This is a genomic window from Legionella pneumophila subsp. fraseri (assembly GCF_000586315.1).
Lineage (GTDB): Bacteria > Pseudomonadota > Gammaproteobacteria > Legionellales > Legionellaceae > Legionella > Legionella pneumophila_B.
This window is the reverse complement of sequence record NZ_JFIM01000015.1, coordinates 80,184-103,661: the sequence shown is the minus strand read 5'-3', so window position 1 is coordinate 103,661 and position 23,478 is coordinate 80,184. Positions and strand designations below refer to the sequence as shown.

Below are 23,478 nucleotides of genomic sequence, written 5' to 3'. Positions count from 1 at the left end.
AATACTATTTTTAAACTCACGGAAGATTAAAGAATCTACAATTATAGGGGTGTCGCCAAGCGGTAAGGCACAGGGTTTTGATCCCTGCATACCTAGGTTCGAATCCTAGCACCCCTGCCATTTTCTTGTTGATTCAACCTAGAATATGACGTTGAATCTAGGTACAAGTAAACAGACGGCAGAAGATAACCTGGAAGGATGCGTACTTCGTATCGCTCAAATAATAATAATATCTTTTTGGCTGTCTTCTGCTATGTGTTTAAGTTATGTGATTAACCTAAATCTAAGGCTTTTGACACATGTCCACGATGATGATTTTTACAGGGAATGCTAACCCTGAATTAGCACTAAAAATATCCTCACATTTGCAAATACCTATTGGTAAAGCCACCGTTGGCACCTTCAGCGATGGAGAGACTATGGTCGAGATTTTGGAAAATGTGCGAGGTAAAGATGTTTTTGTTCTCCAATCTACTTGCGCACCCGCAAATAATAATTTAATGGAATTGCTGATTATGGCAGATGCCCTGAGAAGATCGTCTGCTGGCCGTATTACAGCTGTAGTTCCTTATTTTGGCTACGCCCGTCAAGATAGACGGGTACGCTCTGCCCGTGTCCCTATTACAGCTAAAGTGGTAGCAGACATGATGGCTTCAGTTGGAATTTGTCGAGTTCTTACTGTTGATTTGCATGCGGATCAAATACAAGGTTTCTTTTATATGCCAGTTGATAACGTTTACTCAACTCCGGTATTACTGGAAGATATAACCAAACAAAAATTAAATAACATCATGATCGTATCGCCAGATGTCGGTGGGGTTGTTCGTGCCAGAGCAGTTGCTAAAAGGCTGAATGACGCTGAGCTGTCAATTATTGATAAACGCCGTAGCGGGCCAAACAAATCAGAAGTGATGCACATTATTGGTGAACCAGCTAATAAAAACTGTATTATTGTAGACGACATAGTAGATACTGCTGGAACACTTTGTACGGCTGCTCAAGAGCTAAAGAAAAGCGGAGCAAATAGCGTCAGAGCTTACATTACCCATCCTGTATTGTCCGGCCCCGCAGTTAACAATATTAAACATTCAGGTCTTGATGAAGTGGTAGTAACTGATACTATCCCTTTATCAGCGGAAGCACAAAACTGTGAAAAAATCAGAGTGGTTAGTCTTGCTGATATGCTAGCCCAAGCAATCAAGCGAGTAAATGTTGAAGAATCGGTAAGCTCTATGTTTGCCGAATAAAATGATTATTCTTTGATAACAAAAAGGGAGCCTAGGCTCCCTTTTTGTTATCAACCTCTCTTAATCCCTTGTACCGACGTATTTATCATCAAAATAACGTCTTAATTTAGTTCTTAAAGTTCCACGACTAATTCCCAGCATGATTGCAGCGCGGGACTGATTATACTTGCAATGTTCCATTACTGCACGAAATAGAGGGGTCTCAATTTCTTCAAGTACAAACTGGTATAAGTCAACAGGATCAGTTCCCTTAAGCTCTGAAAAATATTTTTGTACAGATTGAGTCACGCTTTCGGCTAGTGAAGCAGTGGTATCTCCTGCATCATTACTGATTGTTGTCATTATTATTAGCTCCTCCTTTTAAAAGCGGTATATTACCGAATTGAGCAATACGAGACAAGGGCAGAACAGAAAAAACTACATTAAAATTCAATATATACTGTTTGCACCTGAATCATTGCCACGTTTCTCACCACAGTGGATTGAAAAGAGGACAAGCTGCTCTCAACAGCTTATCCTATATTTAACGAACTACTGGAATTTCATCATAGATGGATCAAATGGTTTCCCATTAACCGTGAATTTTCCCTCACTCAAACTCATCTCAATGACATAGTCTTTGCCATCGACAGTAATTAAACCAGATTGCTCCAACTCGTTAATTTGCTTATCTACTTGCATTGAAGCGATTTGCTCAGGGGTAGGTTCTGCCTGGTTTGATTGACCTTGACTACTTTGCAGCTGTTGAATTAACGCTTGTTGCATTTCTGGCTGTTTTGCCATTTGCTGCATAATCGATTGCTGCATCAGTTGCTTCACTACCTCGATTGGCATTTTTAACTTGGCATTACCTTGAGTTTTTTGAATCAACTCGAAAGGATTGGAACTATCGCCCTTAGGTAAAGTAATTAACAAGTTACCATCAATCATGCCTTGTGGAAGTTTGAGACTTAATTTGGAAATTTCAAACTCTGCGCCTTTACTAAATAGCTTTGGTAATTCTGGCAACATTGCCATTAAGGCTTGTTGACGCTCTTGATCTGTACCCCTTTGCATCGCATTAGCTTGCTCATTGATTTTGGCCAGTACTTCAGCATCAAGGTTTCTTAAAGACATCTCGACTTCACCAGGACCGTAATTTTGTCCATTGGCGAATAGTGATTTTAAAGCAGCACTAAAATGCGTGCTGAAGAGATTATCGTCTATATCGCTGCTTGAACTTAATGTCAATTCACTAATTTCAAACATCTTTTGATCTTTAACAACTACTGCAAGTGATGGTAATGAAAAACTGGCTTGACCCAAGTATAATCCTGTAGTCGTTTTATGTAAGTCATACTCGCTGGTTACCTTCCCCAAAGAGAGCTTGGTATCATCTTTAGAAAATTCAGCGCCATCAAATTCAATTTCTCCTTCGACTTTATCCAAATTGGAAGACATTGATGTGGTACTGTCCATACCCATCCAATTAAATTTACCATTTCCATCTTTAGCAGTTAATTTGAAAGAAGGAATGGACAACTCCACTGTACTTTTATTCAAATAATTTACAAAAATGCTTAAATCCAGCTGAGGCTTTTCTGAATCTTGAGAAAAAAGCTCATTAAATTGTTGATTATATTTTTCTGGAAATGGAAATACGGTTTGTGCAAAGCCCATTCCAAAACGTACCTGCTTATTCGCGTATATAATGGGGCCGTGATAAATCTTAATCGGCATTTCCATTTGATAATCTTGAGCAGGCGTAGTTTGCAATTTTCCATCATCGTCTTTTACTACTCGCTCGGGTACATGTAAACGCCATTTAACTAATGCATCAGAGCAAAACCAACCTCTCTTATATTGCTGAATATCAGCGAAAAGCCCATTGGATTGATTAATTACCTCGACAGTTTTTTTAACCGTTCTTTCGGTTAGAATTCCCATGCCATAATATCCACCTAGGATTAAAACAGCCAGGATAATTACTAATCCTGTAAGTTTTTTCATTATTATCTCCATGTTATTAATTTGCAAATAGCATTACTCGAGCGCAGCAAAGTGCTGCGAAAAGTATAACAGCAAATAACCTAAAAGTGCGACAGTCTAATGCAAGAAGATTAAAACTTAATGAAAAAAATTTTCATTAAGTTTTAATCAGTTGGTGTTTTTACAGCAAAAATCAAACAATGATAAGGTATTGATAATTCCATGCTCAGTGTTTGATCTTTACTATCTTAATGTCTTATGGGTTTACAATAGGTTTCTTTAACTGTAAACGCAAGGATTAAAGCAACTAAAGAACATAAGGGAAGTAATTTTAAACCGGCCTGGAAATCTGATAATAATAACGTTTCAACATTATAGGCTCTGGGTCCAGATACCATGTCTATGATACGTCCGACTAAAGGTTGGAATAATGCCCCGACAAAAATCGAAGTCATATTGGTAAATGCGATAGATGTACCAACGACACTCCTGTCATGTATTTCTGTAGAAACTGCATATGAAATCGCAACTCCAGTATTCGTAATACCAAAAACAAAAAATAATATGTAAGCCGTTGTTTGACTCATTTCAGGAATAAAAACAAATAAACTGCTCAATATAACCCCGCATACTGCGGAAATAATCATCAATGGCTTACGACGCCCCATTTTATCAGAGATCCAACCGGATAATGGGCCACTAATTCCCCAGCCTATAAAGATCAATCCCGTTGCAAAAGCAGCAGCGTGCGCGCCTAAACCACGACCAAACTGTAAGTAAGCAGGGCCTATTGCTTCACCAATTACAGCGGTGGGACCAAATAAAAATCCAGCATACATCGCATTAAGCCATGTTTGTTTATTTGACAAAATAATCTTTAAACTTTCCAATATACTGATTCGATTAACGGAACGAATTTCACTGCGATACTCACCGGGCTTATCTTGAACAAATTGGTACAATAATCCTGATAAGGCAATAAATAAGAACGCAATAATCAACATACTATGACGCCACCCAACATTACTCACTAAAAATGAAACAGGGGCTTCCCCTGCAGCAGCACCTAGCATTCCTAATGCTTGAGTTAATCCTGATAATAAACCGAGCATGGTTGGAGGAAACCATGAGGTGGCAAGGCGAAGTGAGCAAATAAATGCAAAAGCCGCACTAAAGCCAATCAACATTCTCCCAATTGATGCAGTCAGCAGACCATCCGCAAGACCAAATACACAGCAGCCAAAAGCAGTAACTAATGACATAATCGTCAATAACCATCGTATGCTTAAACGATCGACTGTTAATCCTACGGGAATTTGCATTAAGATATATGGAACATAGAAGGATGCAGTTAATATGCCGAAACCTGCTTCATTAATGCCAAAGTCCATTTGTAGATATCGGTGCATTACACCAGGCGCTACTCTAGCTAAATAATCAGAAAAATAAAAAGCAGCTGCCAACCCCCAAACTAACCACGCAAAACCCAGGTAATTTTTACGTTTATAAATTTCCACTTTAGATATTCCCATTTTGGTATAACCACCACATGCTGTATTTATTTAAAAAATGATCAATAAATTAACAATGATAACCTATCATTATACTGCTGTTGTAACTTATTTCAACATGTAGTTTATTTTTACCTTTTCCATATTAGTAATGTATTGAGAATTTAGGATATAATCCTAATTTTTAATGATTCATCGTCATACAGTTGAACAAAAAATTCTTTGGATTGAATTGGATTAATCGATGAATTCAAGATAATACTGAATAATTCCCGAAGGTTGACTACAAAATTTTAAAGTAGATAGGGCAAAATCATACATTGAGTATAAAATAAAAATTGACTTATTACTGCACAAGCGTGTATCGATCGTGCAAGCTACAACAAAGTTTGCTACTGAAATGGATTCATAACTGCTCGGGAATAGCAAAATATGCTCAAATTTATAAAGTATCACGGACCATAATCAACTTAAATTGGTATGATCTTGCCTTGCTTAAGTAGAATCTTCATATATTTTAAATAATAGAAATTAGTCACTCTGAACAAGTTTAAAAATCAAATTTTCAATATACTATAAAGACATGAGATCCATCCCTGATGAATAAACTAAATATTGCTATTAAAGAAGCTTTTGAATCTTCCGGAAGCTCAAAAGAAGCGAATAAAGTTTACCTTGAATTTATCAAAGCAAACTTTATTATCCCTATTGAATCTAATTCCGATGATAATGATCCTAGAGTATTATTTTTGGAAGAGAATAATACTGTTTTTTTGCCAGTATTCACTGACATGAAATACCTGGATACTTGGGCAAAGGAAATTAGCCCGCATATCAAATTACTTAAATTATCAGGGGTTGACCTGCTGAAAGGTTTAGGTGAGCAAGTTACAGTTTGCCTTGATATCGGCAGTGAACTTTATAAAGAATTTAATCCATCTGAAATTGAACGAATGAGGTCGATGGTTTTAAAATTATTTAAAGACTGAACTCAACACAAGAAATACTCCTATTCAATTGAAGAAGCATTAAATTATGCTCTTCAATTGAATGCGATGATCATGCTACAAGCTCAAGTAATTGGTAACCTACTATTGCAGAAGCGGCTATCGCACCACCAATTTCAAAGACTAAAGATAGAAAACTGTTTTTATGATGATATTGCTGATCATTTGCAGCATTGGTTTTATCTAAAAGAATATCTTCCTCGATATTATTCAAATCAAATAAAGGCTTTTCCCCATATATTCCAGCCCACCATCCTTCAAGCCATTGTTCTGCTTCTTGAGAACCTTCGCGGAAAGGATTATCTTCTTCTGGAACCTCTGCCAATGCACATTCATACCCAAAAACATAACATTCTTCATAGCTTGGGTGTTCGATGTTAAATCGTAATCTAATATGTGATAATAAGGATGTTGTCTCGTTCATGATGATAGCCTCTTTTATGTATCCTGAATATATTTCCGCTTTTCAACTCATTTACTCCTAAGCCTATAATTATTAATACAATTGGTGCAGAACCACTTTTTAGTGCATATAACTCCCACACTTAAATCAATTTTACGACTTTAATTTGCCCCCTGCCTTCGAAGATAAAATATTTACATTATCTTGACAAAAAACTTTTTACCTTTGGAGTTACAACATAATACTAAGTTAACTTATTGATTTTATTGATATGGAAGCAAGTATCAGGCCAACTTTTTTATCTTATATTTCATGTGCTTTTTGACTAACAAGAGGCCTTCATGTTTAATTTACCAACTAAAATGATGATAAATTATCCATTTTTAAATAACCAATCATAAATAAGATATTTATAAGACTTAAATAAAACCCTAAGGCCAAGCTGAAAATGTTTTTAACAAAGAGATTGGAGTTTTTGATAAGCCCTGATTTGTTAACCTAACAAAATTTGTGAACACAGCGTACTTATTAAAAATAATCTACTATATCTCAATAATAAAATAATGCCGGCAGGAATGATGACAAAAACTGCCGGTCAAGGTGCCAATCTACGGTGAATCCATTCATTACCATGCCGGTAATAATGAATTCGATCATGTAACCTGTTATCTCTACCCTGCCAAAACTCAATCTCATCCGGGATTATCATGTACCCGCCCCAATTTTCCGGCCTGATTACGGGTTTTTGACCATATTGTTCAATCAACTGATTTAACGCTTCTTCTAGAGAAATCCTATCCTGAATTTCTTGACTTTGGGGAGAAACAATCGCACTAAACTGACTTTTTAAAGGTCTCGAAGAAAAATAGGCGTCGGATTGCTCGCTACTGATTTTCTTCACTCGGCCACGAACACGCACTTGCCTTGCCATTTGAGGCCAATAAAAATTAAGTGCGGCATAAGGATTTTTTTGCATTTGCATTGCCTTGGCACTTTGATAATTGGTATAAAAGACAAAATTACCGTTCTCTAATCCTTTTAATAAGACAACTCTGGAATCTGGATAACCTTTTTCATCTACTGTAGACAGAACCATCGCCGTGGGATCATTCGTTTCATTTTGTAATACATCATCAAACCATAGTTTGAATTGGGAAATAGGATCATTTGCAGCCGATTCTTCACTAAGCTGCAACTCGCCATAATCTCGTCTAATATCCGCAATACTCCTAAATTTGCTCATAGCAAACCTTCACAAAAAAAAATGTAAACAATTATACTCTCTAAAATTTATAATTTGCGACAAGTTTTGCAGTTAAAATTTTTCAATAGACCCCATGCATAACCTGATTATTTTCAGGACTTATGAAAATCACATGATCAAGGCAAACAATGTTTTTAATGAGGGTGTTCAGATAAACTAAATGACCAATTTAAAACTTTTTTAACAAAGAGATTAGGGGCGTAAATCCTGATTTTGTTTTAGGGCAAGGTACAAATGTTTTGAGGAGCATAGTTTACATGTAGTCAATGAGCACCGCAAAAACATTTACAACGCGACAATAAAATAAAAGAGGCAGGTTAAAGTGATCCAGGCTTATTTAATCCAGTGTAAATCATGATGAGTGTTGGGCTGCGCTTAACACAGCACCAACATTAATCGAGTAAAAATCACCAATTTATTTTAATCAGTTCATATTTTTATAATGCAATCGCCCTTGAGTTAGAGAAAATAAATATTTTCTTACCAACCAGTGATTTCAGCTATTGCATCTCCCAAATCAGCAGGAGAGCGGACCGTTTTCACACCCGCCGCTTCCAGCGCAGCATATTTTTCTGCTGCGGTTCCCTTCCCACCAGAGATAATTGCTCCCGCGTGCCCCATCCGTTTTCCGGCAGGTGCTGTGACTCCAGCAATGTAAGATACTACAGGTTTTTTGACATGAGACTTAATGTATTCAGCTGCCTCTTCCTCTGCTGAACCACCAATTTCTCCTACCATGATGATGGCTTCAGTTTTAGGATCTTTTTCAAACAAAGACAAAGCATCAATAAAGCTGGTTCCTGGAATTGGATCTCCACCTATCCCTATGCAAGTACTTTGGCCAAACCCTTTATCAGTAGTTTGTTTTACTGCTTCGTAAGTTAATGTTCCTGAACGTGAAACGATTCCAACTTTTCCAGGTAAATGGATATAGCCTGGCATGATACCTATCTTGCACTCGCCTGGTGTAATTATTCCCGGACAGTTAGGACCAATTAACCGAGCCTGTGTATTGTTTTCTATATATACTTTTACTTGCAACATATCCAATACAGGCACGCCTTCTGTAATGCAAACAATTAGTTTAATACCCGCTTCTGCTGCTTCAATAATTGAATCTTTGCAAAATGGTGCAGGAACATAGATAACACTGGCATCTGCCTTGGTTTCCTCGACGGCTTCACGCATGGTATTAAATACAGGTAATCCTAAATGCATTTGACCACCTTTGCCTGGGGTAACGCCCCCCACCATCTTGGTTCCATAAGCTAGCGCTTGCTCTGTATGATAAGTACCTTGTTTTCCAGTAAAACCCTGACATAGTACTTTTGTATGTTTATCAACTAAGACACTCATTGTTAACCTCGTAATTTAATGGCATATCTGCTGTGAAAACCACCTTTACCAATAATGCCAAAATCAATTTATTCTTTATTTGGAAACTGCAGCTACAATTTTCTTGGCCGCGTCTGTCAAACTCGTTGCAGCAATCACATTCAAATTGCTTTTATTCAATATCTCGGCACCTAACTGGGCATTATTACCTTCCAGTCTGACAACCACAGGAATTTTTACATCCACTTCTTTTACAGCAGCAAGAATTCCATCAGCAATAAGGTCACAACGAACAATTCCACCAAAAATATTAACCAGGATTCCTTTGACTTTTTCATCTGACACAATAATCTTCAAGGCTTCGCTTACTCTTTCTTTTGTGGCGCCGCCCCCAACATCCAGGAAATTAGCCGGCTCACCGCCATGCAGTTTTATCACGTCCATAGTAGCCATAGCCAAACCAGCACCATTTACCATACAACCTATTGTCCCATCCAAAGGGATATAATTCAGTTCCCAATCACTGGCTCGGTTTTCTCGATCATCTTCCTGAGATACATCTCGCATATTTTTCAGTTTAGGTTGTCGGAATAAAGCATTTCCATCGATATTAATTTTTCCATCCAGGCAAATCAGTTGCCCAGATTTTGTTACAACAAGAGGATTTATCTCTAATAGACTTAAATCACATTCAACAAACATTTTCCCTAATCCCATCATTAAATGGGTGAATTGTTTGATTTGATCGTCTTTTAATCCAAGTTTAAAACCTGTTTCACGACATTGAAAAGGCATAACACCAACTAGTGGGTCAACAACCACTTTGAAAATTTTTTCAGGTGTTTCATGTGCAACTTTTTCAATTTCAACACCACCTTCCGTAGAGGCCATAATAACAACTCGTCTGGTGGCTCTATCAACAACAGCACCAAGGTATAATTCTCTGTCTATTTCACAAGTTTCTTCAACCAAAATAGCATTAACCGGTTGGCCTCTGGCATCAGTTTGATAGGTAACCAGGCGTGTACCTAACATCGATTTCGCAACTGCAGCCAATTCATCCTTGCTAGAAACCAATTTCACACCACCGGCTTTACCTCTACCACCTGCATGGACTTGTGCTTTCACAACCCATCGAGAGGTTGATAATTGAGAAGCAACGAGCAAGGCATCCTCAACATTATAAGCGACCTCACCACGAGGCACTGGTAAATCATAGCTCGCGAATAATTGCTTGGCTTGATATTCATGTAAATTCATTCTAATTACCTTTTAAAAAAGCAAGACCCGTCAAGACGGGTCTCGCAGTTAAACATGACTCATTAAACATTAAGTAAAAGTCGAGATGGATCTTCCAACAACTCTTTAACACTCACTAAAAATTGTACAGAATCTTTTCCATCAATTAAACGATGATCATAGGACAAGGCAACATACATCATAGGACGGATTACTATTTGCCCTTTCTCTACAACAGGTCTTTCCTCAATTTTATGCATCCCTAAGATACCTGTTTGCGGTGGGTTGATAATGGGAGTAGCTAATAATGAACCGAATACTCCACCGTTGGTTATGGTAAATGTGCCTCCTTGCATCTCTTCCATAGACAACTTACCAGTTCTGGCTTTTGATGCAGCATCATTAATGGCTAATTCAATTTCTGCCATGCTTAATTGATCAGCGTCTCTAATTACCGGAACAACCAATCCTCTTTCAGTAGAAACAGCGATTCCTATATCATAAAAACCATGATACACAATATCTTGCCCATCAATAGAAGCATTCACAGCCGGGAATCGTTTAAGCGACTCTACTACCGCTTTTGTGAAAAAAGACATAAACCCAAGTTTTACACCATGTTTTTTTTCAAAACTATCTTTATACTGAGAACGCATGTCCATAACTGCCTTCAAATTCACTTCGTTAAAAGTGGTTAACATGGCAGCATTGTGTTGTGCTTGTAATAAACGTTCCGCAATCTTGGCTCTTAGTCTCGTCATAGGGACACGTTTTTCTTCCCTGCCGCCAAAGGAAAGGGCTCTCATAGAAGGTTCTTTTTGAACTTCAGCGGTTTGGCTAGCTTTTTCTCTGTTAGATTCTATATAAGATAAAACATCTTCTTTGGTTATCCTGCCATCTTTACCGGTACCTTGAATCTGCCCAGCTTTCAAATCATTTTCAGCCATCATGCGTCTTACTACTGGACTGGTTGACTTATCTTCTTTTGAGCTGATTGATTCTCTTTCAGAAACTTTCATTTCTTCTTTTTTAGCGGGTTTCTCTTCTTTTTCAGTTTTTTGAGGTTCCGCGGAAACGCCTTGAGAAATTTTTGCAAGTAAGTCTCCTGAACCAACCGTATCTCCGGCTTTAAACAGAATATCGGATAATACTCCATCCACCGGTGATGGAACTTCAAGGACAACTTTATCTGTTTCCAGATCAACCAGGTTCTCATCGCGAGACACTTTATCACCCACTTTCTTATGCCATGCAGCCACTGTTGCATCAGCTACTGATTCGGGTAGAACAGGTACTTTGACTTCAATAGACATGGTTATACCTTCTCTTAATATTATATTGTTTAGATTTATTTTTTACCAAGTAATGCTTGCTCAACCAAAGCAACTTGTTGCTCCGCATGCAACCCGGGACTGCCCACTGCGGGTGCTGCAGCAAACTCTCTACCAGCATAATGCAAGGTTTGATCAGAACGCAAACAATCACGTATATTATGCTGAGAAGAGAACCAGACTCCTTGGTTTTGAGGTTCTTCCTGGCACCAGACTACTTCATTAGCCTGTTGATATTTCTCCAATTCAGCCATTAATGCTTTTTTGGGAAATGGATACAATTGCTCTATACGCACAATCGCTACGTGGTTTAAGTTTTTATCGCGGCGCATTTGCAATAAATCATAATAAACCTTACCACAACATAACACCACTTTTGTTACTTTTTGTGCGTTCAAGGCATCAATTTCCGGAATCACTGTGTGAAATTTTCCTTTAAACAAAGCTTCCAAAGGTGAAACAGCCAATTTATGCCGTAGAAGACTTTTGGGAGTCATGACAATTAAAGGTTTCCTGAAATTACGAATCACTTGTCGTCTTAATAAATGAAATATTTGTGCTGGAGTTGTTGGGGTGCATACTTGAATATTATGCTGTGCACAAAGCTGCATATAGCGCTCCAATCGCGCGGAAGAGTGCTCAGGGCCTTGGCCTTCGTAGCCATGGGGTAAAAGCATCACCAACCCGCATAGTCGCCCCCACTTTTGCTCACCGGAACTTATAAATTGATCGATAACAACTTGAGCTCCATTTGCAAAATCACCAAATTGAGCTTCCCAAATAACCAAGAAAGATGGCTCAGACGAAGCAAAGCCATATTCGAAAGCTAATACCGCTTCTTCGGAAAGTACTGAATCGATTACAGTAAAATAACGTTTGGGATTGGTTGATATATGTTCCAAAGGAATAAAAGTGTCGCCTGTTTCAATGTCATGGAGTACAGCATGTCTATGGGCAAAAGTTCCTCGACCACTATCTTGTCCAGAAATTCTTACTCCATAGCCTTCATGCAACAAACTGGCATAAGCCATAATCTCAGCATAGCCCCAATTCATAGGGATTTCACCAGCAGTCATTTTATTTCGTTCAGCCAACAAACGCTCCACAACGGGATGCAGTTTCATTCCTTCAGGCAATTTGTTTAATTGAGATGCAATTTTTTCCAATTCTTCCTTGCTAATGGTTGTATCAACTTTATCAGTCCACTTGGCATTCATATAAGGAGTCCAATCCAGTGATTGCTTTCCTTCATAATCCTCATGGACCAAATCAACAACCGCCTTGCCTTTATCCAATGTTTCTCTGTAAGAATCAACTAACTTATCTACTTCTGATTTGGTTAATAAATTAGCATTGACCAATTGTTCGCCATATTTTTCGCGTAATGTAGGCATGGATTTGATTTTTTTATACATCTTTGGCTGAGTCACTGAAGGTTCATCCGCTTCATTGTGGCCATGACGTCTGTAACAGACAAGATCAATTACTATGTCTCGCTTAAACTTCATTCGGAAATCAAAAGCAACCTGGGTGGCGAAAACTACTGCCTCAGGATCCTCTCCATTGACATGAATGACTGGCGCTTGAACCATTTTGGCAACATCTGTGCAATAAAGGGTTGAACGGGCATCCAAGGGATTGCTCGTTGTAAATCCTATCTGATTGTTGATAACAATATGGATCGTTCCACCAGTACAATAACCACGTGCCTGGGAGAAGTTAAAAGTTTCCATAACCACACCCTGGCCTGCAAAAGCGGCATCACCATGAATAACAATGGGAACTACTTTATCCTTTTTGGCCAAATCGTTGCGTCTTCCCAAACGTGAACGTACAGATCCTTCTACTACTGGCCCAATAATTTCCAAGTGGGAAGGGTTAAATGCCAACGCCAAGTGCACAATAGCGCCTGATTCTGTTTTTATGTCAGAGGAAAAACCCAGATGATACTTCACATCACCAGTTCGTTCGTATTTAATTTTTCCTTCAAATTCTTGAAACAATAATCCTGGTTCTTTACCGAGGACATTCACTAACACATTTAAGCGCCCTCTGTGTGCCATTCCAATGACAAGCTCTTTAACATGATTTACACCCGATCTTCTGATGAGTTCTTTCATCATTGGAATTAAAGAATCTCCCCCTTCAAGAGAAAATCGCTTTTGACCAACATATCGGGTTCCGAGATAACGCTCCAAACCATCTGCCGCTATCAAGTCTTTAAGGATGTTCAGTTTTTCCTTTGTACTGAACTCAGGGCAGCCACGAACTGATTCCATCTTATGTTGTAACCATTCAGTGACTTCTGTATCAGATATATGCATGTATTCAATGCCTATACTGCGACAGTATGTTTCACGAAGGGCGTTGTATATTTCCCCCAATGTCATCTCTGGTCCATTAAAACTGGTACCAGCAAAAAAAGTACGATTCACATCAACATCTGCAAGATTATGATAAGCCAACTCGAGACGTGGCACTGGCATACGCTCCGTCATTTCCAACGGATCTAACTTGGCTGCTAGATGTCCTAATGATCTAAAGTCATTAATCAAACTGGCAACCTGGTACTGCTGACTGTCTGCAATTTGAATTATTTTATTAAGCTTCTTATCAGCATGCTGCAAAAAATAATCCCGAATGTCTCTATGAGATACTTCTTTAGTGGCACTGTTTACTTTAGGTAAAGCACTAAATACCGCTCTCCAATCCTCTGACACTGAACCAGGGTCGGCGAGGTAATCCTCATAAAGACTATCAACATACGCCATACTTCCTCCAGACAAATAGGAAGAAGCCCATTCTTTTTGCAGATCAGAACTGCTCATTATCATTCTCTCCAAAGGGTTCACTCAGAAACTCTCTGAGTAACAAGAATTGATTTATTACGTTTCCTGCGTCAACATTTGCGTGCGAATTTTTGCAATCGCTTGCGTTGGATTGAGTCCCTTCGGGCATACATTCGTGCAATTCATAATAGTACGACAACGAAATACACTGAAAGGATCTTGTAATAAATCCAAACGATGTTGCGTTGCCTTATCACGACTGTCTGCTAAAAAACGCCTGGCTTGTAAAAGTCCAGCAGGGCCTACAAATTTATCAGGATTCCACCAATAAGATGGACATGAACTGGTACAACAAGCACATAAAATGCACTCATACAAGCCATCCAATTGTGCCCGCTCTTCAGGAGATTGTAACCTCTCTCGAGCAGGTGCCACTTCATCATTCTGTAAATAAGGCTCAATGCGTTCATATTGCTGATAAAATTGGGTCATATCGACTGCCAGGTCACGAATTACTGGAAAACCTGGTAAAGGACGTATCACAATTTTATCTGTATTTAATTGCGAAAGATGTGTAATGCAAGCTAATCCATTAGTCCCATTGATGTTCATGCCATCAGAGCCACATACCCCCTCTCGACAAGACCGCCTGTAAGTAATAGAAGGATCTTGCTCAGCCTTCAAGCGTTCAAGCAAAGTAAGCAGCATGGGATCACTTTTAGCCGGAATTTCTATCTCATAATCTTTCATGTAAGGTTTAGCATCCACCTCAGGATTATAGCGATAAATCGACAGGATTAATTTTCTACTATCAGCCATAAAATACCCTCATTAGTAAACGCGTTCTTTCGGCTCAAAAGGCTCGACATATTTGGGTGAGGTATTAACCGGACGATAATCTATCACCTCACCTTCCTCAAAATACAATGTGTGCTTAATCCAGTTTGCATCATCTCGTTTTGGATAATCTTCCCTGCTGTGAGCTCCTCTGCTTTCAGTTCTTGCAATTGCAGATAAAGCCGTTGCATAGGCAGTTGCCATTAAATTATCCAATTCCATAGCTTCAACGCGTTCTGTATTAAAAATTTGACTTTTATCATCAAGTTTAGCATGAGCCAATCGATCGCGCAGGGCTTGCAAACGTTTCAATCCTGATGCCATTACCTCACCGGTACGGAATACTCCAAAATCTTCCTGCATGACTCGTTGCATTTCATCTCGTATTACTGCATGGCTTTCACCATCTTTTGAGTTTTCCCAACGCTCATAACGAACCAAAGAGGCCGCTACATCGTCTTCGCTCACATAAGACATATCAGGCAGTTGATTTGATTGCCATAATTCTTCAACATGTATCCCGGCAGCGCGGCCAAACACCACCAAATCCAATAAGGAATTACCACCTAATCGATTGGCACCATGTACTGAAACACAGGCACATTCTCCTACCGCATACAATCCCTCCACCACATGCTCTTTGCCATCAGTTTTAGTTATAACCTGGCCATGCATGTTGGTGGGTATTCCTCCCATACTGTAGTGGCAAGTTGGAACAACTGGAATCGGCTCAACGATTGGATCCACACCGGCAAACTTCATAGATAACTCGCGAATACCAGGCAAGCGAGACATAATCAAATCAGCGCCCAGATGATCAAGTTTTAATTTCACATGATCAACGCCTTTTGGATCAAATCCCTTCCCAGCCCGAATTTCCAAAGCCATCGCACGAGCGACCACATCCCGAGAAGCCAAATCCTTTACTCTGGGGGCATAACGCTCCATAAAGCGCTCGCCATCTTTGTTAATTAAATAACCACCCTCACCTCGACAGCCTTCAGTCACCAGAACACCGGCGCCTGCTATACCCGTTGGATGAAATTGCCACATTTCCATGTCTTGAAGGGGTATGCCCGCTCTTAGAGCCATGCCAAAGCCATCGCCAGTATTGATAAAAGCATTCGTTGTCGATTGAAAAATTCTACCGGCTCCCCCAGTTGCCAAAATACAAACTCGAGTTTGAAAAAACACAATCTCGCCTGTCTCCATACACATTGCAGTAACACCTGCAATCCTTCCTTGCGAGTTTTTTACCAGATCGAGAGCATACCATTCACTAAATACGTGAGTTTTAGCTTTTAAATTCTGTTGATAAAGAGTATGCAGTAAAGCATGCCCGGTTCTATCTGCGGCAGCACAGGTACGAGCCGCTTGTTCCCCACCAAAATGTTTTGATTGGCCGCCAAACTGACGTTGGTAAATTTTTCCATTATCCATTCGTGAAAAGGGTAGCCCCATATGTTCCAGTTCATAAACTGCTTCAGGGCCAGTTTTACACAAATATTCTATACAATCCTGATCACCAATGTAATCAGCGCCTTTCACGGTATCATACATGTGCCAACGCCAATCGTCTTCATCAGCATTTCCCAAAGCCGCCGTAATACCGCCTTGAGCCGACACAGTATGTGAGCGGGTTGGAAATACTTTTGATAACAACGCTACTTTTAAACCAGAATTTGTCATCTGGAGTGCAGCACGCATTCCTGCACCACCAGCTCCTATAATTACCGCATCAAACCTGTTACGTGCCACTGTCATGCTATTGTCCCCAAATGATCATAAGGCCCCAAATGAATTGACCAAGGAGCCATAAAACAACTAATAACTGCACTGATAAACGTATAACAGTACATTTCATATAATCTGTAGTTACTGTCCAAATACCTATCCAGGCATGCAATGTCAAAGCTATCAATCCAATTGTTGTTGCAATTTGAAATGCCTTATTAGCAAACAAAAGATGCCATTGAGAAAAACTTAAATCAGGATTTGCCAATATAAATCCAAACAAAAAGATTAAATAGGCTGCAAAATAGACAGCGGTAACTCGTTGAATTAACCAATCCTTTAACCCATTTCCTGTTAAACTGGTGACATTGTTTACCATATCCAGATTCCTAGAAAAATTGCCAAAATAACTGCAAGAACTATAATTGAAACGGCCGACATACGACCAGCACGAAGACTCTCACCAAATCCCATATCCATTATCAGGTGTCTTATACCTGCGATGACATGATAAATCATAGAAGCACCAAAAGCCCATAACATAAGTTTATAGTAGGGATTGGCTAAAATTATTTTAGTCTGTACAAAAGATTCCTCTGATTGCAAGGAACAACCAAGAATAAATAATACGAAGGGAAATAATAAAAATATCAGAACTCCTGAAATCCTATGTAATATAGATGCAATAGCCATAGGCGGAAATTTCAGACTGCTTAAATCAAGATTGATCGGTCTTTTCTTGTTCACTATTAATTTCTTCCTCATAAGAAAATGTCATCAATATATTTTCTTCTAAATGTTGAATCCCATTCAATTATTTCACATTCACCCTTTAGACTTATTGAGAAACATAATTCATTAAGTATATTGCGCAACAAATGGCTTTGAAAAATAAAAAAATTGGGTCTTAAAAACTATTTAGAATTACTAAATTTCAATTCATGCATGGGAAGTATAGCACTCTGTTTTTATCACGCAAAGTTCAGTTTATAAGGAAAATGAATAGTCTATTGGCCAATTATAAAAACCCGTACTATGATTACATAATGTGAGCAAAAGGAGATCTTTATGATCACCAAGAGGCCAATATATAATCAACAATTAAAATGTGTCGCCTTTGAAATATTATCCTGCCGCAATGTAATGCTTAATGAAGAATTAACAAGGCAACTTTATGATCTCATTTACCACTCAGACACCCAATTACCTTTATTTGTCCCTTTTTCCCTAAAAAAATTGCTTGAGCAATTTGAAACTCCAATCAACAACCCCATTATTTTAAAATTATCCGCAGATGAAATCGAATCTGTTTATTCACTAGCTGAACTACAAGATTCTCTATTTTCTATCGCCTTGCTGATTAATACTCCCCAACAATTGGCATGGCTGAATTTTGCCGAATACATAGGACTGACTGAGCAGTTAATGAGTAAATCGGATGTAACCAAGGTAGTACAATACAGTAAGGCAAAAAATCGTAAAATTATTGCTTATGGTCTAAATCAACACGTTAATTTTGAAAAATGTAAGGCCATGACCATGGATTATTATTGTGGTGATTTCCTGCTTAACTCCATTGCAGAGGAACGAACAGAAATAGCGGCAAACAAATTAAATGTACTTCAACTTATCCAGGAATTACAAAAAGAAGATTGCGATTTAAACACGATCACTCATATTATCCAAATCGATCCATTACTAAGCTATCAACTTCTAAAACTAGTCAATTCAGTTGGATTTTCTAGCGGACCAAGCATAGAATCCATCGATCAAGCTGTTATAAGGCTTGGTATCATTAACCTGAAAAAATGGGTTATGTTATTTTCCATGAAAAATATCTCTGATAAACCCATAGAAATATTGGAATCAGGCCTAATCAGAGCCCATATGGCGGAAGCAATCGCCAAAAAAAGTTCAAATATTTTCAGTCAAAGTGCTTACACGGCAGGATTATTATCCATATTAGACTGTTTATTAAACAAACCCATGCCAGCGTTGGTAGAGCAAATTACCCTGGCTGAGGAGATAAAAAATGCTCTGACAAATAAATCAGGACCTTTAGGAAATCTATTGTCTTTGGTAATTGCTTATGAAGAAGGACATTGGGAAGAAGTAACTCAACTCAACATTAATGGAATTGATTTAAGTCAATTGTATATTGACAGTTTAGCCTTGGTAAGCCAAGGTACAAAAATCATGAATAGCTGATTGCACAATCACTTAATCAATATTCTTTTTATTTTTCCATGCCTGACCCAGGCTTCTATTTGAGCGACAAAAAATTTAGAATGTGTTTTTCCAAATGGTCAATATTGCAAAAATTATAGTTGAAATCAATACAGGATAAGTATTAGTTATGTTTTTCATCAAATATACAGGCGCAATGATTTATGATTTAATCATTCTATCTATTTTATTTTTTGCATACACCTCTGTCCTGCTCTTATTCACTCATGGACAAGCTATTCCACCTGCTACCCGTTGGTACCAATGTTCATTATTCGGTATCGCTTTCGTTTATTATTATGCATCTATTCGATTTGGTGGACAAACTGTAGGTATGAAAGCCTGGCGCTTTAAACTGACAACCGACTCTGGTAAAAAACTATCAAGACAACAAATCATCGCCCGATTTTTTTATTTTATTCCTGCCACTTTAATAGCCCCTTTTTGCTTAAAAGGGAGTTATACGCTTTTGCATCAATGGACCCAAACTGGTTTTAAAAAAGTTTAAAACACTGTTGAGCTATTCTCGCTAATTATTTATTTTCGTGCAGTAGTTGCAGAAGATACAGGATGCTTATAATTTTCTCTTGGGGATTCAGGAGGATAACCATACCCCTTATCCGCCAATCGCTTCACATTTTGTAAATATTTTTCACCCCATATTCCAGGATCAAAATTAGTCACAACAACGTTATAAGGTAAATTAATAATGGACTCAAAAGCCTTTCTCTGTGCTATTTCATGGCCAGCAAAAGCTATCTGAACTTCTGCTTCCATACTTACTCCACCAGATTTTAAGCGATCTACCAATATATGAACCATTTTTTCAATAGTATAGAAAAGTTTGCACATGGACATACCCGCACTAAACATATCCTGGCTTTTGGATGTAGATAATTTAGAGCCACTATCATGAATGGGATAAACAAATTCATGATCATTAGAACCAGGTATCAGCTCGGGTTCGATGACTATCGCAGGAGTAATAGTATCAATATGCGGAGAAATAACATGAAGATGAAAATCTGCCCAATGCCACCATATTAGATAGACTCGCTCCACTATGGCTAATGGATTATTCAAATCATCTATCATTGTCAATTTGCGATCGTCTAGATCAGTTTCTGCAAAACCTGCTTTGATTTCGATATCGCCGTCTGCCATTTATATTTACTCAGGTAATAAGGATATTACTGTTATATTAGCCCAAAATTGACAATAGAACATTAAACAGACCTTAAGAAAAGGTAAAAAAGCCGTAAAATCAATGTATAGCATAAAATAGATACCCGCTTATTCATAATAATTTGTGTTTATATCGTTTCATATGAATAAATTAAGGGGTGTTTTGAGGTAAATTTAAGTACTCAAATCAACAATCAATCGACGGATAAATTAACTTCAAGTAAAATAACTCGTATATTTTCTCAAGTTATTAAATTAATCAAATAAATTTCAAACAAAAGCGGAGTGTAGCTCAGACTGGTAGAGCACTGCCTTCGGGAGGCAGGGGTCGCAGGTTCAATTCCTGTCACTCCGACCAATAAAATCAAAGAATTAGAATTTGCCCGGTAACAATATTGGAAATTAATACAAATTATCATGACGCAATTTTAATGCTAAACGATCATACAGTAATTAGTCACGACGACTTGGATCAAAAAAATGTCTTATGGGATTGCTCAAAAAATCCCGTACTCATTGACTGGGAATCCGCTCGCAAGCTTAACCCTACCTATGAAATTATGAATGCAGCATTAGATTGGTCTGGGATTACTACACAACTTGATAAAAATTTATTTGGTAAAATGATAATAGCATACAAAGAAGCTGGCGGAATAATTGATATAAACATAGTTGAAGCCGCCTTTTTTGGTGTTTTAGGTAACTGGATTAATTGGATGGTCTATAACATCCAACGGGCTGCAAACCAGCACAATCCAGAACAACAAAAAATTGGAATGGAGCAAGTAATGCAAGTATTACCTACTATTATACGCCTCAAAAGTTTAATGCCTGAACTCATCAATGTAAGCAAAGCATGATCACCATAGACCTTCTAAAAAATTATCCAGACACTATCCCCGGATGTGCAAAAATATGGCATGAAGTGCTTGGAAAAATCTGGGTTCCTGAGATCCCGGTCGAACAAGTGATTCAACGGTTCCGTGAACACCTAAATGCTGACAAACTACCCATTACGTTTATTGCACTTGATACTGGGAAACCCGTTGGGATGTGCTCTTTACGTGAAAATGATGGCATCAGGCCTGACATAACCCCATGGCTTGGCTCCCTTGTGGTTGACCCTGCATATCAGAAACAAGGTATTGGAAATAGACTAATTGACGCCACAAAAAATAAAGCCAGAGATTTAGGTTTTAATAAGCTGCATCTTTTTGCCTTTGACCCAACCATTCCTAATTATTACTCCCGTCTTGGTTGGACCATAATCGGCATGGATCAATTTAAAGGGCATCCAGTCACTGTGATGGAGATATTATTATGACTCCTCATATTATTGGCATTAGTGGTATAACAGGCGCTGGAAAATCCACTTTGGCAAAAGCATTGTCCCTGGATTTAAAAGCAACTCTTATTTCATGGGATGACTTTGATGACATTTCTTTAGAACCCGAAGATTATATCGAGTGGTATCATAAGGGTTGTAATTACAATGAATTTCAAAGAGAACGTCTTGCAAAGACTTTAGCAAGCCTGAAATCAAAAAAAGAGAGCATCCATCCGGTTTTACGCACTTTGCTCAATCCCACGGAATACATAATTTTTGATGCTCCTTTAGGGAAACTTCACAGACAAACAGGTGAATATATTGATACCTGTGTTCATATTGAGGTGCCACTTGATATTTCATTGTGCCGTCGTGTTTTGAGGAATTTTAAAGATGAATTACAAACTAAAGAAAATCTTCTTGAAGAAATCAGTTTTTATTTAAACCATTCAAGACCTTTATTTTTTGATGACGATCTTAAACAAAATGCCACTATAGTAATTGACGGTCTCCTAAGTACCGAAGTGCAAATTCAAATAATCAAAAATTTTTTAATTGGTAAAAAAGATGACAAAACTAAAAAACCTGGATACTTATCTTAGCCTGTGCACTGAGGTCTATGACTTAAGCAAACCTAAGCCTCCTGAAGATGCTTATGCATTTTATCGCAGTTATGTAATGAATGTGAAAGGTCCTATTTTAGAGCCAATGTGTGGTACGGGTCGTTTCTTACTTCCATTAGTTGAAGAAGGATTCGAAGTGCATGGCTTTGATGCAAGCGAATATATGCTTGAAGCTCTCAATATTAAAGCCAAAGCTAAAAATATCAAACCCAAAGTATGGAGAGGTTTTGTTGAAGATTTGACGAGACCAGAAAAATACAATTTGATTTTTATACCAAGCGGTTCCTTTTGCTTGATTACCGATCCTGCAACGGTAAGATTAGCTCTTCAAACATTTTATAATCACCTAAGCGATGATGGTATTTTATTGTTTGAGGGCGAAACACTCAAATCAGTACCACAACTCGATGTCTGGAGAGGCTCAGTTTGGCATAAACCCAATGGCCAGAGGATTATACTAAGTCAATTAGCAACCCTGAAGAATAAGATTTGTAATTCTATCGGTAAATATGAACTCGTTCACAACAATAATATAATTCATACGGAAGTTGAAGAGTTGAGGATAAGAATTTACAACCCGCAGGAGTTAACAGGCATTCTTAAAAGTTGTGGTTTTAAAAATGTCCGTTTGATTAAAGCATTTGATAGTGCTGCAACCCCAGATGCACAAGATGAGACAATTGTTTATGAATGCCGAAAATAATGTTCTCAATACCCTGAATAACTTATCTAAGGAAATAAATAAACTCTATGGATACATCACCATTGCTGGTGACAATTTTGGTGAACCTGCAATTAACTCAGGCCCTTGTGGTCCATTTGCCAATGCTTTTTACAAGATATGGAATCAAAAATTTACTGAAAAAGTAAATATTGCATTTATTATGGTGAAAAATTCTGATGAATGCTGGCATATCTTAATCCGACTGCCCAATGGGTTGCTTTTTGATGGAGGTTTTGGTGTTCATAATGAAGACAGATGGAATAAAGACATTTTCGATATAGAAGATATGTTGGAATATGACCTTCAACTTTTAGAGAAGCATTCTGGTGGCTTAAATAGGACGTATCCTCGGTATTGCCCTAACTTTTCGATTGATGTTATTACCAATTTAATACACAACCATCTGGATTTAATTGAAAAAAATCTGTGAATAACTTGCTATCGCACCCCTGTTTATTGTTTTTAATTCGATAAAATTTACATTGTACTCCATGATAAACTCCCTCTTGTAGTATTCCATACCGCATTTTTCCATCACACGATGTGGTGCATCATGGTCGATTGGAACAAGTGCAATAATAAAGAAAGTTTATTCAATGAGTTATATCCAATAAGGGTATTATTGGTTCTTGGTTCTTTTGGCTTGGGTGCAAAACACCAGAAAACAGATGCAAACATCAAATACAACATGGGCCAATATTGGTCATTTGTGTTTTTTTGGTTATACT

22 protein-coding genes, 2 tRNA genes and 1 pseudogene are annotated in these 23,478 nt (G+C 38.1%); 11 read left to right on the top strand and 14 right to left on the bottom strand.

What is annotated here, in order from left to right; genetic code table 11:
• Window positions 1-45 precede the first annotated feature (45 nt).
• Window positions 46-120 (top strand) — tRNA-Gln (locus CC34_RS0104900).
• Between the two features lie 179 nt (window positions 121-299).
• Window positions 300-1,247 carry a ribose-phosphate pyrophosphokinase gene (locus CC34_RS0104895; protein ID WP_027228821.1) on the top strand — a complete coding sequence of 316 codons (948 nt, stop codon included), beginning with the start codon at window positions 300-302 and terminating at the stop codon, window positions 1,245-1,247.
• Between the two features lie 60 nt (window positions 1,248-1,307).
• On the opposite strand, the gene CC34_RS0104890 is transcribed toward CC34_RS0104895, so the two are convergent.
• The 3 genes from CC34_RS0104890 to CC34_RS0104880 form a co-directional block, all read right to left on the bottom strand.
• Window positions 1,308-1,589, bottom strand: coding sequence for a helix-turn-helix domain-containing protein (locus CC34_RS0104890; RefSeq protein WP_010946289.1), 282 nt, complete (start codon window positions 1,587-1,589; stop codon window positions 1,308-1,310).
• 189 nt (window positions 1,590-1,778) lie between these two features.
• On the bottom strand, window positions 1,779-3,236 hold the full coding sequence (locus CC34_RS0104885) for a YdgA family protein (protein WP_027228822.1): 1,458 nt from the start codon (window positions 3,234-3,236) through the stop codon (window positions 1,779-1,781).
• A 227-nt stretch (window positions 3,237-3,463) separates the two neighbouring features.
• The gene (locus CC34_RS0104880) at window positions 3,464-4,747 is read right to left on the bottom strand and encodes an MFS transporter (RefSeq protein WP_027228823.1); all 1,284 of its coding nucleotides are present in this window, start codon (window positions 4,745-4,747) and stop codon (window positions 3,464-3,466) included.
• A gap of 578 nt (window positions 4,748-5,325) precedes the next feature.
• Here CC34_RS0104880 and CC34_RS0104875 point away from each other — a divergent pair.
• Window positions 5,326-5,715, top strand: coding sequence for an SseB family protein (locus tag CC34_RS0104875; protein ID WP_027228824.1), 390 nt, complete (start codon window positions 5,326-5,328; stop codon window positions 5,713-5,715).
• Between the two features lie 70 nt (window positions 5,716-5,785).
• On the opposite strand, the gene CC34_RS0104870 is transcribed toward CC34_RS0104875, so the two are convergent.
• From CC34_RS0104870 to sdhC, 10 genes are all read right to left on the bottom strand, one after another.
• A complete protein-coding gene (locus tag CC34_RS0104870) occupies window positions 5,786-6,157 on the bottom strand; it encodes a hypothetical protein (RefSeq protein ID WP_027228825.1) in 372 nt (123 codons plus the stop codon).
• A 574-nt stretch (window positions 6,158-6,731) separates the two neighbouring features.
• The gene (gene pdxH, locus CC34_RS0104865) at window positions 6,732-7,379 is read right to left on the bottom strand and encodes a pyridoxamine 5'-phosphate oxidase (RefSeq protein ID WP_027228826.1); all 648 of its coding nucleotides are present in this window, start codon (window positions 7,377-7,379) and stop codon (window positions 6,732-6,734) included.
• 501 nt (window positions 7,380-7,880) lie between these two features.
• Window positions 7,881-8,756, bottom strand: coding sequence for a succinate--CoA ligase subunit alpha (sucD, locus tag CC34_RS0104860; RefSeq protein ID WP_027228827.1), 876 nt, complete (start codon window positions 8,754-8,756; stop codon window positions 7,881-7,883).
• Window positions 8,757-8,831: 75 nt separating this feature from the next.
• On the bottom strand, window positions 8,832-9,995 hold the full coding sequence (gene sucC, locus CC34_RS0104855) for an ADP-forming succinate--CoA ligase subunit beta (RefSeq protein WP_027228828.1): 1,164 nt from the start codon (window positions 9,993-9,995) through the stop codon (window positions 8,832-8,834).
• A 62-nt stretch (window positions 9,996-10,057) separates the two neighbouring features.
• Window positions 10,058-11,287 carry a 2-oxoglutarate dehydrogenase complex dihydrolipoyllysine-residue succinyltransferase gene (gene odhB, locus CC34_RS0104850; protein ID WP_028378038.1) on the bottom strand — a complete coding sequence of 410 codons (1,230 nt, stop codon included), beginning with the start codon at window positions 11,285-11,287 and terminating at the stop codon, window positions 10,058-10,060.
• A 35-nt stretch (window positions 11,288-11,322) separates the two neighbouring features.
• Window positions 11,323-14,133 carry a 2-oxoglutarate dehydrogenase E1 component gene (locus CC34_RS0104845; RefSeq protein ID WP_028378037.1) on the bottom strand — a complete coding sequence of 937 codons (2,811 nt, stop codon included), beginning with the start codon at window positions 14,131-14,133 and terminating at the stop codon, window positions 11,323-11,325.
• A 57-nt stretch (window positions 14,134-14,190) separates the two neighbouring features.
• On the bottom strand, window positions 14,191-14,913 hold the full coding sequence (locus tag CC34_RS0104840; RefSeq protein ID WP_027223597.1) for a succinate dehydrogenase iron-sulfur subunit: 723 nt from the start codon (window positions 14,911-14,913) through the stop codon (window positions 14,191-14,193).
• Between the two features lie 12 nt (window positions 14,914-14,925).
• Entirely contained in the window at window positions 14,926-16,695 is a 1,770-nt protein-coding gene (sdhA, locus tag CC34_RS0104835) for a succinate dehydrogenase flavoprotein subunit (RefSeq protein ID WP_010946277.1), read from the bottom strand.
• A gap of 1 nt (window position 16,696) precedes the next feature.
• Window positions 16,697-17,044 (bottom strand): succinate dehydrogenase, hydrophobic membrane anchor protein, encoded by a 348-nt coding sequence (gene sdhD / locus CC34_RS0104830; RefSeq protein WP_027228831.1) that lies wholly within the window; start codon window positions 17,042-17,044, stop codon window positions 16,697-16,699.
• On the bottom strand, window positions 17,038-17,412 hold the full coding sequence (gene sdhC, locus CC34_RS0104825) for a succinate dehydrogenase, cytochrome b556 subunit (RefSeq protein ID WP_028378036.1): 375 nt from the start codon (window positions 17,410-17,412) through the stop codon (window positions 17,038-17,040). Before sdhC ends, sdhD begins: the two co-directional genes overlap by 7 nt.
• 321 nt (window positions 17,413-17,733) lie before the next feature.
• Between sdhC and CC34_RS0104820 the strand changes: the two genes are divergently transcribed.
• Both CC34_RS0104820 and CC34_RS0104815 read left to right on the top strand, forming a co-directional pair.
• Entirely contained in the window at window positions 17,734-18,873 is a 1,140-nt protein-coding gene (locus CC34_RS0104820; protein WP_027228833.1) for an EAL and HDOD domain-containing protein, read from the top strand.
• 148 nt (window positions 18,874-19,021) lie between these two features.
• Window positions 19,022-19,399 carry an RDD family protein gene (locus tag CC34_RS0104815; RefSeq protein WP_028378035.1) on the top strand — a complete coding sequence of 126 codons (378 nt, stop codon included), beginning with the start codon at window positions 19,022-19,024 and terminating at the stop codon, window positions 19,397-19,399.
• A 29-nt stretch (window positions 19,400-19,428) separates the two neighbouring features.
• Here CC34_RS0104815 and lvgA read toward each other — a convergent pair whose 3' ends face one another.
• Complete coding sequence (lvgA, locus tag CC34_RS0104810) at window positions 19,429-20,055, bottom strand: Dot/Icm type IV secretion system effector LvgA (protein ID WP_027228835.1); 627 nt, start codon at window positions 20,053-20,055, stop codon at window positions 19,429-19,431.
• A gap of 302 nt (window positions 20,056-20,357) precedes the next feature.
• Here lvgA and CC34_RS0104805 point away from each other — a divergent pair.
• The 6 genes and pseudogenes from CC34_RS0104805 to CC34_RS0104780 all read left to right on the top strand — a co-directional run bounded on the left by CC34_RS0104805 (window position 20,358) and on the right by CC34_RS0104780 (window position 23,180).
• Window positions 20,358-20,434 (top strand) — tRNA-Pro (locus tag CC34_RS0104805).
• A gap of 28 nt (window positions 20,435-20,462) precedes the next feature.
• Window positions 20,463-20,936 (top strand): annotated as a pseudogene (locus tag CC34_RS1000000116895) (phosphotransferase); the annotation flags it as partial.
• Complete coding sequence (locus tag CC34_RS0104795) at window positions 20,933-21,400, top strand: GNAT family N-acetyltransferase (RefSeq protein WP_028378034.1); 468 nt, start codon at window positions 20,933-20,935, stop codon at window positions 21,398-21,400. The pseudogene CC34_RS1000000116895 and the gene CC34_RS0104795, both read left to right, overlap by 4 nt.
• Window positions 21,397-22,005, top strand: a complete 609-nt coding sequence (locus CC34_RS0104790) for a nucleoside/nucleotide kinase family protein (protein WP_028378033.1) — start codon at window positions 21,397-21,399, stop codon at window positions 22,003-22,005. The genes CC34_RS0104795 and CC34_RS0104790 overlap by 4 nt, the downstream gene beginning before the upstream one ends.
• Entirely contained in the window at window positions 21,971-22,729 is a 759-nt protein-coding gene (locus CC34_RS0104785; RefSeq protein WP_028378032.1) for a class I SAM-dependent DNA methyltransferase, read from the top strand. The genes CC34_RS0104790 and CC34_RS0104785 overlap by 35 nt, the downstream gene beginning before the upstream one ends.
• The gene (locus CC34_RS0104780) at window positions 22,713-23,180 is read left to right on the top strand and encodes a hypothetical protein (protein ID WP_028378031.1); all 468 of its coding nucleotides are present in this window, start codon (window positions 22,713-22,715) and stop codon (window positions 23,178-23,180) included. Before CC34_RS0104785 ends, CC34_RS0104780 begins: the two co-directional genes overlap by 17 nt.
• Window positions 23,181-23,478 lie beyond the last annotated feature (298 nt).